Consider the following 16578-nt stretch of genomic DNA (forward strand, 5'->3'; position numbering starts at 1 on the left):
CGATGACCCGCATGCTGCTCATGGGCCCTCCCGGTTCCGGCAAGGGCACCCAGGCCACCCGGATCGCCGACAAGCTGGGGATCGTCCCGATCTCCACCGGTGACATCTTCCGCCACAACGTGAAGTCGATGACGCCGCTCGGCGTCGAGGCCAAGAAGTACATCGACAACGGCGACTTCGTCCCCGATGAGGTCACGAACCGCATGGTCGCGGACCGCATCGCCCAGGCCGACGCGGAGCACGGCTTCCTGCTGGACGGCTACCCGCGCACGAAGGGCCAGGTCGAGGCGCTGGACGCCATGCTCGCCGAGTCCGGCCAGTCGCTGTCCGCCGTCGTCGAGCTGGAGGTGCCCGACGAGGAGCTCGTGGAGCGTCTGCTCAAGCGTGCCGAGATCGAGGGCCGCGCGGACGACACCCAGGAGGTCATCGAGCACCGCCTGGACCTGTACCACCGCGAGACCGAGTCCGTCATCCAGGAGTACGTGGAGCGCGGCATCGTCGCCCGCGTGGACGGCACCGGGCAGATCGACGACGTCACCGAGCGCCTGCTGCAGGCCGTGTACTCCGTGCGCGCCGCCACGGGCTCCCTGCCCGTGATCCAGCCGGGCGCGGAGTCCTGACCCCGTGATCGGCCGCCGCTCGCTCGAGCTCAAGACCGCCCCCCAGCTGCAGGCCATGCAGCGCGCGGGGGTGGTCCTGTCCGAGGCCCTGGACGCCACGCTGACCGCGGCCGCGCCGGGCGTCACCACCGCGGAGCTGGACGCCGTGTTCGCGGGCGTCCTGGCCGAACGCGGTGCGACCTCCAACTTCCTGGGCTACTACGACTTCCCGGCCTCGATCTGCACCTCGGTCAACGACGAGGTCGTGCACGGCATCCCCGGGGACCGGGTCCTGCAGACCGGCGACGTGCTGAAGGTCGACGGGGGCGCGATCGTGGACGGCTGGCACGCCGACTCGGCCCGCACGGTGATCCTGGGCTCCTCCGCGGCCGGCACCGCGGACCCGGCCGACGAGCGCCTCTCGGCGATCACGCGGGAGGCACTCTGGGTCGGCATCGCGGCCTTCGCCTCCGCCACCCACGTCGGGGACATCGGGGACGCCATCGACGACTTCGTCTCCGCGCAGCCGGGCGAGGAGCTCGGCATCCTCGAGGAGTACGTGGGGCACGGCATCGGCTCGGCCATGCACCTGCCGCCGGACGTGTTCAACTACCGCACCGGCCACCGGGGGCCCAAGATCCGCCCCGGTCTGGCGCTCGCCATCGAGCCGATGCTGGTGCGCGGCTCCATCGACACGAAGGTGCTCGCGGACGACTGGACCGTGGTGACCCTGGACGGCGCCCGCGCCAGCCAGTGGGAGCACTCGGTCTGCCGGCACGACGGCGGCGTGTGGGTGCTCACCGCGCCCGACGGCGGCGCCTCCGAGCTCGCGCGGTTCGGCGTGGTCCCGGTCCCGCCGGGGGAGTGAGGGGCCCGAGCTGTCGGCCGTCCGTCCCGCCCGTCCGGCGGGCCGGGCGGCCGTCGTCGTCTGTGCTGGTTCTCAAACCGAGAATGCGGTATCATCGAACGTTGTTCGTGTGCGCGCACTCATGTGCGCCGGCGAGCAGACCCGTTCCCGCCCCGTCACCCGGCCCTCCGCGGCCGTGCCCGGGGCATGACGATTGTGGAGGACATGGCTAAGAAGGAAGGTGTCATCGAGGTCGAGGGCACGGTGTCGGAAGCATTGCCGAACGCGATGTTCCGGGTCCGTCTGCAGAACGAGCACGTCGTGCTCGCCACGATCTCCGGAAAGATGCGTCAGCACTACATCCGCATCCTCCCCGAGGATCGCGTCGTGGTGGAGCTTAGCCCGTACGACCTCAACCGGGGTCGGATCGTGTACCGATACAAGTAAGAACCCCCGTCCAAGCGAGCGCAGGAGGAAGAGCCGTGAAGGTTCAGCCGAGCGTGAAGCGGATTTGTGACAAGTGCCAGGTCGTGCGCCGTAAGGGCCGCGTGCTGGTGATCTGCTCGAACCCGCGCCACAAGCAGCGCCAGGGCTGATCGCCTCCCCGGGAGCCCGGGGAGCGACGCCGTCGCGTTGACCACACCACCCACCGGCCATCGGGCCGAACAGCAGGGACAGCGGTCCACCCCGTGAGGGGAGGGCCCCCACCTCCGGCCGCAGGGGCCGGAGACCGACGACGGCGGACGCCCGCCGCGGAGCACGCCGGATCTTCCCCGGCGCCGCGACGACGGGTCCGCGAGGCCGAGTGCCGCGTCGTACGGGACGTCCCTGGTGCAGACCCCTGCTGCAGAAGAACAGGAGGACGGCCACATGGCTCGTCTTGCAGGCGTTGACATTCCGCGCGAGAAGCGCGTGATCATCGCACTCACGTACATCTACGGTGTGGGCAAGACCCGCGCTGAGGAGACCCTCGCCGCCACGGGCATCGACCCGAACATCCGCGTGAAGGACCTCTCCGACGAGCAGCTGGTGCAGCTGCGCGACCACATCGAGGGCAGCTACAAGGTGGAGGGCGACCTCCGCCGCGAGGTGGCCGCCGACATCCGTCGCAAGGTGGAGATCGGCTCCTACGAGGGCCTGCGCCACCGCCGCGGCCTGCCGGTGCGCGGCCAGCGCACGAAGACCAACGCCCGTACCCGCAAGGGCCCCAAGAAGACGGTCGCCGGCAAGAAGAAGTGATCCTGCACCGGCGGTGACCGCGTCCACGTCCGGACGCCCCGCCCGCAGCATCAGCACCAGCAGCTTTCCCGGAGGAGAATCACATGCCCCCCAAGACTCGCGCAACGGCTGCCCGCAAGCCGCGTCGCAAGGCCAACAAGAACATCACCGTGGGCCAGGCCCACATCAAGAGCACGTTCAACAACACCATCGTGTCCATCACGGACACCACGGGTGCCGTCATCTCCTGGGCCTCGTCCGGCGAGGTCGGCTTCAAGGGGTCGCGCAAGTCGACCCCGTACGCCGCGCAGATGGCCGCCGAGCAGGCCGCCAAGCGTGCGCAGGAGCACGGCATGAAGAAGGTGGACGTCTTCGTGAAGGGTCCGGGCTCGGGCCGCGAGACCGCCATCCGCTCCCTGCAGGCCGCCGGCCTCGAGGTGGGGTCCATCCAGGACGTCACCCCCATGGCCCACAACGGCGCTCGCCCGGCGAAGCGCCGCCGCGTCTGACCTGAGCGCTGTGTCCGCGTCCGCCCCCGCCCGGGGCGGACGCGGACAGGTCTGCGGACCTGCCCCCACCCCGTCCTCGTTTCCACCCACCGCGTGCGTCATATGGCGGACGCTCGCCGAAAGGAAATGTCCGTGCTCATTGCACAGCGCCCCACGCTGACCGAAGAGGTCGTCTCCGACCGTCGTTCCCGGTTCGTCATCGAGCCCCTGGAGCCCGGCTTCGGCTACACCCTCGGCAACTCCCTGCGCCGCACTCTGCTCTCGTCGATCCCCGGTGCTGCCGTGACCAGCATCCGCGTGGACGGCGTGCTGCACGAGTTCAGCACCGTCAACGGAGTCAAGGAGGATGTCACCGAGATCATCCTCAACATCAAGAAGCTCTCCGTCTCCTCGGAGAACGACGAGCCCGTGGTGGCCTACCTGCGCAAGCAGGGGGCCGGCGTCGTCACCGCCGCGGACATCACCGCGCCGGCCGGCGTCGAGATCCACAACCCGGACCTGCACATCGCGACCCTGAACGCGAAGGGCAAGTTCGACATGGAGCTGACCATCGAGCGCGGTCGCGGCTACGTGACCGCCGCCCAGAACAAGTCCGCGGACGCGGAGATCGGCCGCATCCCGGTCGACTCCATCTACTCCCCGGTCCTCAAGGTGACCTTCAAGGTCGAGGCCACCCGTGTAGAGCAGCGCACCGACTTCGACCGTCTGATCCTGGACGTGGAGACCAAGGAGAACATGCTGCCGCGTGACGCGGTGGCCTCTGCCGGCTCCACCCTGGTCGAGCTGTTCGGCCTGGCCCGCTCGCTCAACGTCGAGGCCGAGGGCATCGACCTGGGCGACGAGCCCCAGGTCGTCGAGGGCTCCGCCGACCTGGCCCAGCCGATCGAGGAGCTCGAGCTCACCGTGCGCTCGTACAACTGCCTCAAGCGCGAGGGCATCCACACCGTGGGCGAGCTCGTGGGTCGTTCCGAGGCCGACCTGATGGACATCCGCAACTTCGGCGCGAAGTCCATCGACGAGGTCAAGGAGAAGCTCCAGGAGCTGGGCCTGTCCCTCAAGGACTCGCCGGCCGGCTACGACCCGCAGGCGCACGCGCGCCAGATGGACGACGACCCGTTCTCGGACTTCTGAGCCGATCCCGCACCACCTGACATCTTCGACCCGACGCCGCAGCCGGCTGAAGGGTCCCACCCGAGGAGAAACACCATGCCTACCCCCACCAAGGGTCCGCGTCTGGGCGGCAGCCCGGCCCACGAGCGCATCATGCTGGCGAACATGTCCGCCCAGCTGTTCGAACACAAGTCGATCACCACGACGCTCACCCGCGCCAAGCGTCTGCGCCCGTACGCCGAGCGCCTGATCACCTTCGCCAAGAAGGGCGATCTGCCGGCCCGCCGCAAGGTGCAGGGTCTCATCGCCGCCAAGAACCGCACCAACAAGGCGGTCGTGCACGAGCTGTTCACCGTGATCGGCCCGGCGATGGCCGAGCGCAACGGCGGCTACACCCGCATCACCAAGATCGGCAACCGCCAGGGCGACAACGCGCCCATGGCCGTGATCGAGCTGATCATGGACCCGATCTCCGGCAAGCAGGCCGTCGTGCGTGAGGCCGAGCAGGCCGCCGCGTCCGCGCCGGCCGCCCCGGCCGAGTCCACCCCGGTGGAGGCCGTCGACCCGGCCGCCACCGAGGAGGTCACCGTGGCCGAGTCGCAGGAGACCGCCGCCGAGATCGACGGCGCCGTGCCCACCACCGAGGACGGCTCGGCTCCGGCCGAGGCCACCATCAAGGGCAACGCCAGCTCGAAGAAGTACCACGTCCCCGGCTCGCGCTGGTACGACCAGACCACCGCCGAGGTCTGGTTCTCCACCGTCGAGGAGGCCAAGGCCGCGAGCTTCGAGCCCGCCGGTGGCGAGGCCGCCCAGAAGATGGCCTGACGCCATCGCGTGAGTCCGCGTCCGTCCCCGTGACGACGCATCGGCGAGGGCCGTCCACCACTCGGTGGGCGGCCCTTCGCCGTCCCCGCCCCGCCCCGACCCGCTTGAGGAGCAGCATGAGCGAGCAGCCCCGCCCGGACGTCCCCCCGGCACCCGGGGATCCCGCATCCGTGCGCGTCCGCCTGGACCTGGCCTACGACGGCGGCGCCTTCCACGGCTGGGCCCGCCAGCCCGGTCTCGACTCGGTCCAGGGTGCGCTGGAGGACGGGCTCGAGCGGATCCTGCGCCGGCCCGTGCGCACGGTGGTCGCCGGCCGCACCGACGCGGGGGTGCACGCGCGCGGTCAGGTCGTCCACCTCGACCTGACCGAGACGGAGTGGACGGGCCTGACCCGCGGCCGGCCCGGACTGGAGCCGGCCACCTCCCTCACCCGCCGCCTCGGCGGGGTGCTCTCCGGGTGGGGCGGGGCCGTCGTCGTGCACGGGGCCCGGCGGGCCGCTGCGGGCTTCGACGCGCGGTTCAGCGCGCTGTGGCGCGAGTACGAGTACCGGATCGACGACGCGCCCGCCGCGCGAGATCCGCGCACGCGGGGCTTCACCCACTGGCACGGCGCCGCCCTGGACGACCGCCTCATGGCGATGGAGGCCGACGCCGTCCTCGGACTGCACGACTTCCTGTCCTTCTGCCGGCCCCGCGAGGGCGCCACGACCATCCGCGAGGTCCAGCACCTGGAGGTGCGACGCGACGAGGACGGCGTCGTGCGCGTCCGGATCCGGGCCGACGCGTTCTGCCACAACATGGTCCGGGCGATCGTCGGAGCGCTGCTGCAGGTGGGGGAGGGGGCCCGCGAGCCCGGCTGGCTCGCGCACCGGGTGGCGAGGCCGGCCCGCGACTCCGAGGTGCGCCTCGCCCCGCCCGGGGGGCTGACGCTGCTCGCCGTCGGCTATCCCGACGAGGCGGAGGAGCTGCGCCGGCGCGCCGAGGGCACCCGGGCGAAGCGGACCCTGTGAGCCGGGGTCGCCCGCGGCGACGGCTTTTGGCTCCGCGGCCCGCGTTCGGTAGGATGGGTGCACGTTGCGCATGCCCGCACCCGGATGCGTCGTGCCGCGAGTGGCTCAGTTGCATGGCCTTCAGCTCGCGCCGCACCCCCGGGGCATCGGGCCCGGACGCCTTCCAGCCCTCACCTGGGGGACCGGCGCGCACGGAGAACTGACAGCGCGAGCGCGCCGGAATCACGACCCGGCGGGCAGGTGCTGTGGACCACCACCGACCCTGAAGGCAGACAACGTGCGTACGTACTCTCCCAAGCCTGGTGACGCCGACCGTCAGTGGCACATCATCGATGCCACCGACGTCGTCCTCGGCCGCCTGGCCTCCCACACCGCCGCCCTCCTGCGCGGCAAGCACAAGCCGACGTTCGCCCCCCACATGGACATGGGCGACTACGTCATCATCGTGAACGCCGAGAAGGTCGCCCTCACCGGCGCCAAGCTCGAGAAGAAGCGCGCCTACCGCCACTCGGGCTACCCGGGCGGCCTGAAGTCGCAGTCCTACGCCGAGCTGCTCGAGACCAACCCGGTCCGCGCCGTGGAGAAGGCCGTCAAGGGCATGCTCCCGAAGAACTCGCTGGCCGCCCAGCAGCTCTCCAAGCTGAAGGTGTACAAGGGCGCCGAGCACCCGCACACCGCCCAGCAGCCCCAGACCTTCGAGATCGGCCAGGTCGCCCAGTGACCCCGGCGGGCCACTGACGCAGACCTTCCCTGAGGAGAACCATGAGCATCAACGAGAACGACGACGTGGAGCTGACGAGCTACACCTCTGAGTCCACCGCCGCCGCCGAGGCCCCCGTCGCCTCCGAGCGCCCGGCCCTGACCGTGCCCGGCTCCGCCGTCGGCCGCCGCAAGGAGGCCGTGGCCCGCGTGCGCCTCGTCCCCGGCTCCGGCCAGTGGACCATCAACGGCCGCGCCCTGGAGAACTACTTCCCCAACAAGCTGCACCAGCAGGAGGTCTCCGACCCCTTCACGCTGCTGGAGCTGACCGGCGCCTACGACGTGATCGCCCGCATCCACGGCGGCGGCCCCTCCGGCCAGGCCGGTGCGCTGCGCCTGGGCATCTCCCGCGCCCTCAACGAGATCGACCGCGAGCACAACCGCCCGGCGCTCAAGAAGGCCGGCTTCCTGACCCGCGACGCCCGCGTCATCGAGCGCAAGAAGGCCGGCCTCAAGAAGGCCCGCAAGGCCTCGCAGTTCTCGAAGCGCTGATCCTGCGCCGCACGGTGTCCCCACCGTGCCCCCGCCGACGCCCCGTCCCGCTCCTCACGAGCGGGGCGGGGCGTCCGCCGTCTCCGTGGGCCGGCGGCACGTGACCCAGGGGTAATATGAAGGCGCATGGCGACGACGCCATGACGGGTCGCTCGCCCGTCCGGTGCGCGGTCCGATCGGAGACACCCTCAGGAGCCGCCGTGGCCGAGAACACGAGTCCTACGCCCGACCCCCGCACCCGTGGCGAGCACGGCGCGGAGCACGCCGCGCAGGCCCCCTTCGCCGTGACCCGTGACTACGCCGCCGAGGTGGACGAGATCCGAGAGCTGGGCCGCAAGCTCGGCGGGGAGAAGAAGACCCCCACCCCGGACCCGCAGGCCTGGCGTGAGGGCTACCCGTACAAGACCAAGCTCAGCCGCAAGAGCTACGAGCGACGCAAGCGCGAGCTGCAGATCGAGCTGCTGAAGATGCAGCTCTGGGTCAAGGAGACCGGCCAGAAGGTCCTGATCATCTTCGAGGGCCGCGACGCCGCCGGCAAGGGCGGCGCCATCAAGCGCTTCAACGAGCACCTCAACCCCCGCGGCGCCCGGACCGTGGCCCTGGAGAAGCCCACGGAGGAGGAGGCCTCGCAGTGGTACTTCCAGCGTTACATCCAGCACCTGCCCTCCGGCGGTGAGATCGTGATGTTCGACCGCTCCTGGTACAACCGGGCCGGCGTCGAGCGCGTCATGGGCTACTGCACGGCGCAGCAGTATCTCGAGTTCATGCGTGAGACCCCCGAGCTGGAGCGCATGCTCGTCAACTCCGGCGTGCACATCATCAAGTTCTGGTTCTCCGTGTCCCAGCGCGAGCAGCTCAACCGCTTCGCCGCGCGGGAGACCGACCCCGTGCGTCGCTGGAAGCTCTCGCCCACCGACCTGGCCTCCCTGGACAAGTGGGACGACTACACGAACGCGAAGGAGGCCATGTTCTTCTACACGCACACGGCCGACGCCCCGTGGACCGTCGTGAAGTCGAACGACAAGAAGCGCGCCCGCCTCGAGGCCATCCGCCATGTGCTGCACACGCTGCCCTACCCGGACAAGGACGAGCGCATCGTCCATCGCCCCGACCCGCAGATCTGCGGCCCGGCCAACGAGCTGGCCGAGTACGGCGAGGTCTCCCGCGGCTCGTTCCCGCGCGTGCGCTGACCGGGCCGCACACGACGGCGCCCCTCACCGTCCGGTGAGGGGGGCCGTCGTGGGCAGCGGGGCGGATTCAGCCGCGCTCCTCCTCCACGTACTCCGGGGTGACGTGTGCGTCGTCGAAGAGGTTGTCCGCCCCGAAGCCCTCCGAGACGTGGTACTCGCCCGAGGCCAGGGAGAGGCGGACGTCCTCGCGCAGGATCGGCAGCTTGGCGTAGAACGCGTCGCCGCAGCAGCTGGTGGCGGTGACGTCGCGGTGGCCGATGATGCGGGACGGCGGCAGCTCGTACTGCTGGCAGATGTAGGCGACGAGCGGCACCAGGCCGGCGTAGAGGCTCTGCGGCGGCGGGTTCAGCATGTACAGCCCCTCGCACTCGATGCCGAGCGCGTACGCGTTGAACCCGAGCGCGTGGACGCCGAGCATGAACGTCTGCCCGCCCTCGAGCGCGTGCCGGGAGCCGTGGCGGCCCTCCATCGCGAAGCCGCCGCGGGAGACGGTGAAGTGCTGCCCGGTGTCGCCCCAGTCGTTCGCGGGGCTCATGTGCGCGTTCTGGACCACCTGCGCGATGCTCTCCGCCGCCTCCCGGGAGCCGTCCGTGACGTTCGGCGTGGTGGTGTGGTGGATCACCAGGTAGGAGGGGCGCGTGTTCAGGGTCTGCAGGTAGTAGTTGGGCTGCATGGCGCCCCACTGCGCGGTGGTGATGATGTCCGGGGCGGGCAGGCGGGTGGCCTGCTCGTCGGCCTCCGAGCTCTGCTCGGCCTGCTCATCACGCCCGCAGCCGGCCACGCCGGCGGCGATCGCCAGGCCCGTGCCGCCCAGCACGCTGCGGCGCGTCCAGGAACGGGAGGGCGGGGGCGGGGTCACGTCGGGCATGGATCGAGGTCCTTCGGGTTCGGGGCGGGGCCTCCCGGGCGGATGTGAGCGGACGGGCGCGCGGCCGCGGGGGCTCGACCGGTCCGATGCTACCGCCCCCGGGCCCGTTTCGTGACCCTCCCGTGATGCAGGCCGCAGGGGCGGCCCCTACACTGACTGATCATGTCGAGATTGTTCGGAACCGATGGCGTCCGTGGCCTGGCCAACGAGACCCTCACCGTGGAGTTGTCCGTCCAGCTGGCCCAGGCCGCCTCGCCCGTCCTCGGCGCGGAGGCCTTCGACGCCGGCCGACGCCCGGTCGCCGTCGTGGCCCGGGACCCGCGCATCAGCGGCGAGTTCATCGCGGCCGCCGTGCAGGCGGGTCTGGCGTCCTCGGGCGTGGACGTGTGGGACGCGGGCGTGCTGCCGACCCCCGCCGCCGCCTATCTCGTGGGGGACCTGGACGCCGACTTCGGCGTGATGATCTCCGCCTCCCACAACCCGGCCCCGGACAACGGCATCAAGTTCCTCGCGCGCGGCGGCGAGAAGCTGACCGACGCGCAGGAGGACGAGATCATCCGTCACCTCGAGGGCGTGACGCCGCGGCGGCCCCAGGGCGCGGACGTGGGCCGCGTGCGCGTCTTCGCGGACGCCGAGGACCGCTACGTCCTCCACCTCCTGCAGACCCTCCCGCACCGGCTGGACGGGCTCAAGATCGTCCTGGACTGCGCCCACGGCGCCGCCGCCGGCTGCTCGCCCGAGGCGTTCCGCGCCGCCGGCGCGGAGGTCGTCGTGATCGGCGCGACCCCGGACGGGCTCAACATCAACGACGGCTACGGCTCCACCCACCTCGAGAAGCTCCAGGCGGCCGTGCGCGAGCACGGCGCGGACCTGGGCATCGCGCACGACGGCGACGCCGACCGGTGCCTCGCCGTGGACGAGCGCGGCGAGGTCGTCGACGGCGACCAGATCATGGGCGTCATGGCCGTGGCCCTCAAGGACCGCGGCGTCCTGCGTGACGACACCCTGGTCGTGACCGTCATGTCGAACCTGGGCCTGAAGCTGGCCATGGGCCGGGAGGGCGTCCAGCTCGTCGAGACCCAGGTGGGCGACCGCTACGTCCTGGCCGGCATGAAGCTCGGCGACTACTCGCTCGGCGGCGAGCAGTCCGGCCACGTGATCTTCTCGGACCACGCCACCACCGGCGACGGTGTCCTCACCGGCCTGCAGCTCGCCTCGCGCGTCGCCGAGACCGGCACCCCGCTCTCCGAGCTGGCCGCGGTGATGGACCGGCTGCCCCAGGTCCTCGTGAACGTGCGCGGCGTGGACAAGTCCCGCGCCGCCGAGGACGAGGCCGTCCAGGCGGCGGTGGCCGAGGCGGAGGCCCGCCTCGGCGAGACCGGTCGCGTGCTGCTGCGCCCGTCGGGCACGGAGCCGGTCGTGCGCGTCATGGTCGAGGCCCCGGACGAGCAGACCGCCGGCCGGGAGGCCCAGGTGCTGGCCGACGTCGTGCAGCGCGAGCTGCGCCTGCACGACTGAGCGGACCGATGACGTCGGACGCGGCCCCCCGGCCCCGCCGCTGGACCCTGTTCGCGGGGCTGCTCGCGGGGCTGGCGGTCCTGTGGTCGGCCGCGTTCCTTGCCGTGGACGCGCCCGTGTGCGCGCGGCAGAGCGCCCCCGTGGAGTGGTTGCCGTGCCTGGATCCGGACCGGCAGGACTCGGAGGTCGCCCCGGATGCCGGGTCCAGCGCGGACCGGACGACGTCGCGGCCCTGAGGGCACGGCCCCGGTGGCGCCGAGGGCATGAAGGAAGGGCCCGGGGCGACTCGTGTGAGTCGTCCCGGGCCCTTCGGCGTCGGACAGGGGGAGATCAGAGGGTGGTGGTCCCGGAGGTGGGGCCGCCGCGGCGCTCGGCGAGCAGGTCGCGGATCTCGGTGAGCACGGCGACGTCGGCGGGCACCTCCTCCTCGGCGGGGTCGATGCCGAGGCGGCGGTTGCGGGCCTCGATCATCTTGTTCATCGGCATCACGATGGCGAAGTACACGGCCGCGGCGATGAGCAGGAAGTTGACGAGCGCGGTGAGCAACACGCCGAACTTCACGTCGTTGCCGTTGACCGTCAGCACGGCGAACGAGTCGAAGTTCGGCGAGCCCACGGCGGCGGCGATGAGCGGCATGAGGACCGCCTCGACGAGCGCGTTCACGATCTTGCCGAAGGCGGCGCCGATGATGACGGCGACGGCAAGGTCGAGGACGTTGCCCTTCATGATGAAGTCTTTGAATCCCTGGAGCATGGGGAGAATCCTACGTGTGACGAGGGCGGCGCGGTACAGGGTCGAGCGAGTCGTGCGTCTCAGTCCGCGTAGTCCGGCGCCGGAGGCAGACCCCACGCGGTCTCGAGGACGCCGCCGGCCGCCTCGACCCGGGCCGCCTCCGCGGACCCGACGTAGCGCAGGTGCCACGGCTCGTGGGCGAAGCCCGTCACGTCCTCGGCTCCGGCGGGATAGCGGATGACGAACCCGTACTCGGCGGCGTGCGCGGCCACCCAGCGGCCCGCGGCGGTGTCGCCGAAGCACGCTTCCAGGTCACACGCGGGGGTCGCGGCGTCACCCACGTCCCAGGCCAGGCCGGTCTGGTGCTCGGAGTACCCCGGACGCGCGGAGACGCGGTCGGCCTCGGCGTGGCCCAGCTCGTCGACCCAGTGGCCGTACGTCCGGACCTGGTAGTCGTACGAGCGGTAGGCGCTCAGGGTGGTGAGGCGGTGACCCGCCGCCGCGGCGGCATCCAGCAGGTCACCGGCCGCCGTCGCGGCCTCCGCCCGCAGGGGCAGCTCGCTGCCGGGCACGGCCACCAGATCCGAGGGCGCCCAGTCGGGCGGGGCCATGGGGCGGGTCTTGTTCACGACGACGTCGAGGGCGGCCGGGTCGGCGTGCGTGCCCGACGACGGCGCCGTGCTCGAGGCGGCGCGGGACGACGCGGCCGCGCTCGCGGAGCCGGACGTCGGCGTCGTCGGCGTCGAGGACGGGCCCGCGGCGGGCGTGCCGCAGCCGGCCGCGAGCAGCGCGAGCGCGGCCAGCGCGGCGAGAGGGAGGGTGCGACGCATGGATCAGACCTTCCTCAGCAGCACGCGGGTCACCTCGTGTTGCGCGTTCTTCGTGAGCACCAGCCGGGCGCGCCCGCGGGTCGGGCGCACGTTCTGCTCGAGGTTCGGGCCGTTGATGGAGTCCCAGATGGACTCGGCCGTCGCCTGAGCCTCGGCGTCCGACAGGGAGGAGTACCGGTGGAAGTAGCTGCGCGGGTCGGCGAAGGCCCCCGAGCGCAGGCCCATGAACCGGTCGATGTACCAGGACCGGATCCAGGACGCGCGAGCGTCCACGTACACCGAGAAGTCGAAGAAGTCGGAGACGGAGAGCCCGGCGGTGCCGTCGGCCCGCGTGCGCGGCGGGGCCAGCACGTTGAGTCCCTCCACGATCAGCACGTCGGGACGGTGCACCACCTGCTCCTCGCCCGGCACGATGTCGTAGGTGATGTGCGAGTACACGGGCGCGCGCACCTCCTGTGCCCCGGACTTGACGTCCGCCATGAAGCGCAGCAGCGCGCGACGGTCGTAGGACTCGGGGAAGCCCTTGCGGGACATGATGCCGCGCTCGTGCAGCACCGCGTTGGGGTGCAGGAAGCCGTCCGTGGTGACCAGCTCGACGCGCGGCGTCGTCGGCCAGCGGCGCAGCATCTCCTGGAGCACACGCGCCGTCGTCGACTTGCCGACGGCGACCGACCCGGCCACCCCGATCACGTACGGGGTGCGCCCCGTCCGCTCGCCGAGGAACGCGTTGGTCGCGCTGCGCAGGGCCGCGGAGGCCTCCACGTTGATGCTCAGCAGGCGCGAGAGCGGAAGATAGACCTCGGCGACTTCGCGCAGGGACAGATGCTCGCCGAGGCCGCGCAGACGTTCCACGTCCGCCTGGTCGAAGGGCTGCGCCATCTCCGAGGCGAGACGGGCCCAGGTCTGGCGGTCCAGCTCCACGAAGGGGGAGCGCTGGTGGCCGTCGGGCACGGCGTCCGCGGGCTCCTCGGGGCCCACGAGGGGCAGCTCGGAGGTCGGGGGGGTGTAGGTCACCCGATCCATTATGGCCGCGGCCCGCCCGGAGCGGGCCCCCGCGTGACGTCACAGGGCCCGGATAGGATCGGCCCATGCGCGTTCTCGTGACCGGCGGTGCCGGATACCTCGGATCCCACACCGTGCTCACGCTGCTCGAGGCGGGCCACGACGTCCTCGTCCTGGACAGCCTGGTCACGGCGACGACGACGTCGCTCGAGCGCGTCGCCGAGCTCGCCGGAACGCGTCTGGGCGGGTCGCGGCTGCGCCTGCACGTGGCCGACATCCGCCGCCCCGAGGACTATCGCGGGGCGCTCGCGGACTTCGGCCCGGCCGCACTCGTGCACTTCGCCGGGCTGAAGTCGCCCACCGAGTCGATGACCCGCCCCGCCGCCTACTACGACGTGAACGTGGGCGGCACGGCCGCCGTCGCCGAGGCCGCGCTCGCGGCCGGCGCCCGCACGGTCCTGTTCTCCTCCTCCGCGACCGTGTACGGCGACCGCGCGCCGGTGCCGGTCGCCGAGGACGCCGCCACAGACCCGGTCTCGCCCTACGGGCACTCCAAGCTCATGGCGGAGCAGGTGCTGCGCGACGTCTGCGCCACGGTCGACGGCGGCGGGCTGGCGATGCTGCGCTACTTCAACCCGGTCGGCGCGCATCCCTCCGGGCGGCTGGGCGAGGACCCGAGCGGGGTGCCGGCGAACCTCATGCCCTTCGTGGCGCGGGTGGCCTCCGGCGCGTACCCCGAGCTGCGGGTGTTCGGCGCGGACTTCGACACGCGCGACGGCAGCGCCGTGCGCGACTTCATCCACGTGATGGACCTCGCAGAGGCGCACGTGGCCGGGCTCGAATGGCTCGCGGCCCGGGTGGCGACCGGGGGCGGTACGACGACCCGGGTCTGGAACATCGGCCGGGGCGAGGGCGTCACCGTGTTCGAGATGGTGCGCGCCTTCGAGGCGGTCACGGGCGGCCGCATCCCCTACCGCGTGGTCGAGCGCCGGCCCGGGGACATCGCCGAGTCGTGCGCCGCCGTGGACGCGATCGGCGCCGAAGTGGGCTGGCATGCCCGGCGCGATGTGACCGCGATGGTGCGGGACCTCTGGGCCTGGCAGGAGGCCAACCCCGCGGGGTTCTCGTCCCGGACGGAGTGAGCCGGCCCGCCGTGCGCCGAAGTCGGGCCCGGCCCGGTATTCTCGTGCGCATGTGCGGAATCGTCGGATACATCGGCCAGCCCCAGTCGGATCGTGAGCACGGCGCTCTCGACGTCCTGATGGAGGGCCTGCGTCGTCTCGAATACCGCGGATACGACTCCGCCGGTGTGGCCGTGGTGGACGGCGGTCAGCTGTACCACCGGAAGAAGGCGGGCAAGCTCGCGAACCTCGCCGAGGAGCTCGCCGAGCGCCCCATCCCCACCGGCCGCGTCGGCATCGGCCACACCCGGTGGGCCACCCACGGCGGCCCCACCGACCGCAACGCCCACCCGCATGTGGCGGACGAGGGCCGTCTGGCGCTCATCCACAACGGCATCATCGAGAACTATGCCGAGCTGCGCGAGGAGCTGCTCGCCAAGGGCGTCGAGTTCCTCTCCGAGACGGACACCGAGGTGGCCGCCCACCTCCTCGTCGACGTCTACCGGCACGAGGCCGGCCAGGACCTGACCCGCGCCATGCAGCTGGCCTCCCAGCGCCTCGAGGGCGCCTTCACCCTGCTGGCCGTGCACGTGGACCACCCGGACCGCGTGGTGGCCTCGCGCCGCAACTCGCCGCTCGTCGTCGGCCTGGGCGAGGGGGAGAACTTCCTCGGCTCGGACGTCTCCGGCTTCATCGACTTCACCCGCGAGGCCATCGAGCTCGAGCAGGACCAGGTCGTGACGATCACGGCCGACGCCGTCGAGATCTCGGACTTCCGGGGCGGCCCCGCCGAGGGCAAGCGCTTCACCGTGGACTGGGACGCCTCGGCCGCGGAGAAGGGCGGCTTCGAGACCTTCATGGAGAAGGAGATCCACGACCAGCCCCAGGCCGTGCAGGACACCCTGCTGGGCCGCACGGACGCCGCCGGCGCCCTGATGCTGGACGAGCTGCGGATCGACCCCGAGGAGCTCAAGGCCGTCGACAAGATCATCGTCCTGGCGTGCGGCACGTCCGCCTACGCGGGCACGGTGGCCAAGTACGCCATCGAGCACTGGTGCCGGATCCCCGTGGAGGTGGAGCTCTCCCACGAGTTCCGCTACCGCGACCCGATCATCGACCCGCACACCCTCGTGGTGTCCATCTCCCAGTCCGGCGAGACCATGGACACCCTCATGGCGGTCCGCTACGCCAAGGAGCAGGGCGCCCGCACCGTGTCCATCTGCAACACCAACGGCTCCACCATCCCGCGCGAGTCGGACGCCGTGCTCTACACGCACGCCGGCCCCGAGATCGCCGTCGCCTCCACCAAGGCGTTCCTGGCGCAGATCACCGCCGCCTACCTGCTGGGCCTGTACCTGGCCCAGCTGAACAAGAAGCTGTTCAGCGGCCAGATCAAGGACATCCTGGCGGACCTCGGGGCGATCCCCGGCAAGATCGAGGAGATCCTCGCCGGGAAGGACCAGGTCAAGGAGCTCGCCCGCTCGATGGCCGACGCCACCTCCGTCCTGTTCCTCGGCCGCAATGTCGGCTACCCGGTGGCCATGGAGGGCGCGCTCAAGCTCAAGGAGCTCGCGTACATCCACGCCGAGGGCTTCGCCGCGGGCGAGCTCAAGCACGGCCCGATCGCCCTGATCGACGAGGGTCAGCCGGTCTTCGTGGTCATGCCCTCGCCCATGGACCGTCACTCGCTGCACGCCAAGGTGGTCTCCAACATCCAGGAGGTCCGCGCCCGCGGCGCCCGCACCTTCGCCGTCGCCGAGCGCGGCGACGCGGCCGTGCGCGGCCAGGCCGAGATCGTCTTCGAGGTCCCCGAGACCCAGCCGATGCTCATGCCGCTGCTGACCACGGTCCCGCTGCAGATCTTCGCCCTCGAGCTCGCCACGGCGAAGGGCTACGACGTGGACCAGCCGCGCAACCTCGCCAAGTCCGTCACGGTGGAATGATCCGC

General features: G+C 71.6%; 20 protein-coding genes. 16 read left to right on the top strand and 4 right to left on the bottom strand.

What is annotated here, in order from left to right; genetic code table 11:
* Positions 1–2 precede the first annotated feature (2 nt).
* The 12 genes from FLM69_RS02085 (at position 3) to ppk2 (ending at position 8559) form a co-directional block, all read left to right on the top strand.
* The gene (locus FLM69_RS02085; RefSeq protein WP_063188717.1) at positions 3–620 is read left to right on the top strand and encodes an adenylate kinase; all 618 of its coding nucleotides are present in this window, start codon (positions 3–5) and stop codon (positions 618–620) included.
* Positions 621–624: 4 nt separating this feature from the next.
* Positions 625–1467 carry a type I methionyl aminopeptidase gene (gene map / locus FLM69_RS02090; RefSeq protein WP_036317782.1) on the top strand — a complete coding sequence of 281 codons (843 nt, stop codon included), beginning with the start codon at positions 625–627 and terminating at the stop codon, positions 1465–1467.
* 204 nt (positions 1468–1671) lie between these two features.
* Positions 1672–1893 (top strand): translation initiation factor IF-1, encoded by a 222-nt coding sequence (gene infA, locus FLM69_RS02095; RefSeq protein ID WP_010080397.1) that lies wholly within the window; start codon positions 1672–1674, stop codon positions 1891–1893.
* A gap of 35 nt (positions 1894–1928) precedes the next feature.
* Complete coding sequence (gene rpmJ / locus FLM69_RS02100; protein WP_002857509.1) at positions 1929–2042, top strand: 50S ribosomal protein L36; 114 nt, start codon at positions 1929–1931, stop codon at positions 2040–2042.
* A gap of 274 nt (positions 2043–2316) precedes the next feature.
* A complete protein-coding gene (rpsM, locus tag FLM69_RS02105) occupies positions 2317–2685 on the top strand; it encodes a 30S ribosomal protein S13 (RefSeq protein ID WP_017487821.1) in 369 nt (122 codons plus the stop codon).
* 83 nt (positions 2686–2768) lie between these two features.
* Positions 2769–3173 (top strand): 30S ribosomal protein S11, encoded by a 405-nt coding sequence (gene rpsK / locus FLM69_RS02110; RefSeq protein WP_141842846.1) that lies wholly within the window; start codon positions 2769–2771, stop codon positions 3171–3173.
* A 132-nt stretch (positions 3174–3305) separates the two neighbouring features.
* Positions 3306–4304, top strand: coding sequence for a DNA-directed RNA polymerase subunit alpha (locus tag FLM69_RS02115; RefSeq protein WP_141842847.1), 999 nt, complete (start codon positions 3306–3308; stop codon positions 4302–4304).
* 75 nt (positions 4305–4379) lie between these two features.
* Positions 4380–5108 (top strand): 50S ribosomal protein L17, encoded by a 729-nt coding sequence (gene rplQ, locus FLM69_RS02120; RefSeq protein WP_141842849.1) that lies wholly within the window; start codon positions 4380–4382, stop codon positions 5106–5108.
* A 116-nt stretch (positions 5109–5224) separates the two neighbouring features.
* Positions 5225–6118 carry a tRNA pseudouridine(38-40) synthase TruA gene (gene truA / locus FLM69_RS02125; protein ID WP_141842851.1) on the top strand — a complete coding sequence of 298 codons (894 nt, stop codon included), beginning with the start codon at positions 5225–5227 and terminating at the stop codon, positions 6116–6118.
* A gap of 277 nt (positions 6119–6395) precedes the next feature.
* Positions 6396–6839, top strand: coding sequence for a 50S ribosomal protein L13 (gene rplM, locus FLM69_RS02130; protein ID WP_036337972.1), 444 nt, complete (start codon positions 6396–6398; stop codon positions 6837–6839).
* Between the two features lie 41 nt (positions 6840–6880).
* Positions 6881–7369, top strand: a complete 489-nt coding sequence (rpsI, locus tag FLM69_RS02135) for a 30S ribosomal protein S9 (RefSeq protein WP_036317791.1) — start codon at positions 6881–6883, stop codon at positions 7367–7369.
* A 200-nt stretch (positions 7370–7569) separates the two neighbouring features.
* A complete protein-coding gene (gene ppk2 / locus FLM69_RS02140; RefSeq protein ID WP_141842855.1) occupies positions 7570–8559 on the top strand; it encodes a polyphosphate kinase 2 in 990 nt (329 codons plus the stop codon).
* A 67-nt stretch (positions 8560–8626) separates the two neighbouring features.
* Here the strand turns inward: ppk2 and FLM69_RS02145 are convergent, their stop codons facing one another.
* Positions 8627–9427: a peptidoglycan recognition family protein gene (locus FLM69_RS02145; protein ID WP_141842857.1), complete on the bottom strand. Its 801-nt coding sequence runs from the start codon at positions 9425–9427 to the stop codon at positions 8627–8629.
* 162 nt (positions 9428–9589) lie between these two features.
* Between FLM69_RS02145 and glmM the strand changes: the two genes are divergently transcribed.
* On the top strand, positions 9590–10945 hold the full coding sequence (gene glmM, locus FLM69_RS02150) for a phosphoglucosamine mutase (protein ID WP_181743466.1): 1356 nt from the start codon (positions 9590–9592) through the stop codon (positions 10943–10945).
* Between the two features lie 8 nt (positions 10946–10953).
* The gene (locus tag FLM69_RS02155) at positions 10954–11181 is read left to right on the top strand and encodes a hypothetical protein (protein ID WP_010080407.1); all 228 of its coding nucleotides are present in this window, start codon (positions 10954–10956) and stop codon (positions 11179–11181) included.
* Positions 11182–11275: 94 nt separating this feature from the next.
* Here the strand turns inward: FLM69_RS02155 and mscL are convergent, their stop codons facing one another.
* The 3 genes from mscL to coaA are packed head-to-tail and all read right to left on the bottom strand — an operon-like array spanning position 11276 to position 13521.
* Entirely contained in the window at positions 11276–11698 is a 423-nt protein-coding gene (gene mscL / locus FLM69_RS02160; protein WP_073116799.1) for a large conductance mechanosensitive channel protein MscL, read from the bottom strand.
* A 59-nt stretch (positions 11699–11757) separates the two neighbouring features.
* Positions 11758–12507, bottom strand: a complete 750-nt coding sequence (locus FLM69_RS02165; RefSeq protein ID WP_141842861.1) for a D-alanyl-D-alanine carboxypeptidase family protein — start codon at positions 12505–12507, stop codon at positions 11758–11760.
* Positions 12508–12510: 3 nt separating this feature from the next.
* Complete coding sequence (gene coaA / locus FLM69_RS02170; protein WP_044659424.1) at positions 12511–13521, bottom strand: type I pantothenate kinase; 1011 nt, start codon at positions 13519–13521, stop codon at positions 12511–12513.
* A gap of 74 nt (positions 13522–13595) precedes the next feature.
* Here coaA and galE point away from each other — a divergent pair, with 74 nt between their 5' ends.
* Together galE and glmS are read left to right on the top strand one after the other, a co-directional pair.
* Positions 13596–14651: a UDP-glucose 4-epimerase GalE gene (galE, locus tag FLM69_RS02175; protein WP_049146067.1), complete on the top strand. Its 1056-nt coding sequence runs from the start codon at positions 13596–13598 to the stop codon at positions 14649–14651.
* A 50-nt stretch (positions 14652–14701) separates the two neighbouring features.
* The gene (gene glmS / locus FLM69_RS02180; RefSeq protein ID WP_141842863.1) at positions 14702–16573 is read left to right on the top strand and encodes a glutamine--fructose-6-phosphate transaminase (isomerizing); all 1872 of its coding nucleotides are present in this window, start codon (positions 14702–14704) and stop codon (positions 16571–16573) included.
* Positions 16574–16578: the final 5 nt, after the last annotated feature.

The sequence above is a fragment of the Micrococcus sp. R8502A1 genome, from assembly GCF_006704135.1.
Classification (GTDB): domain Bacteria; phylum Actinomycetota; class Actinomycetes; order Actinomycetales; family Micrococcaceae; genus Micrococcus; species Micrococcus luteus.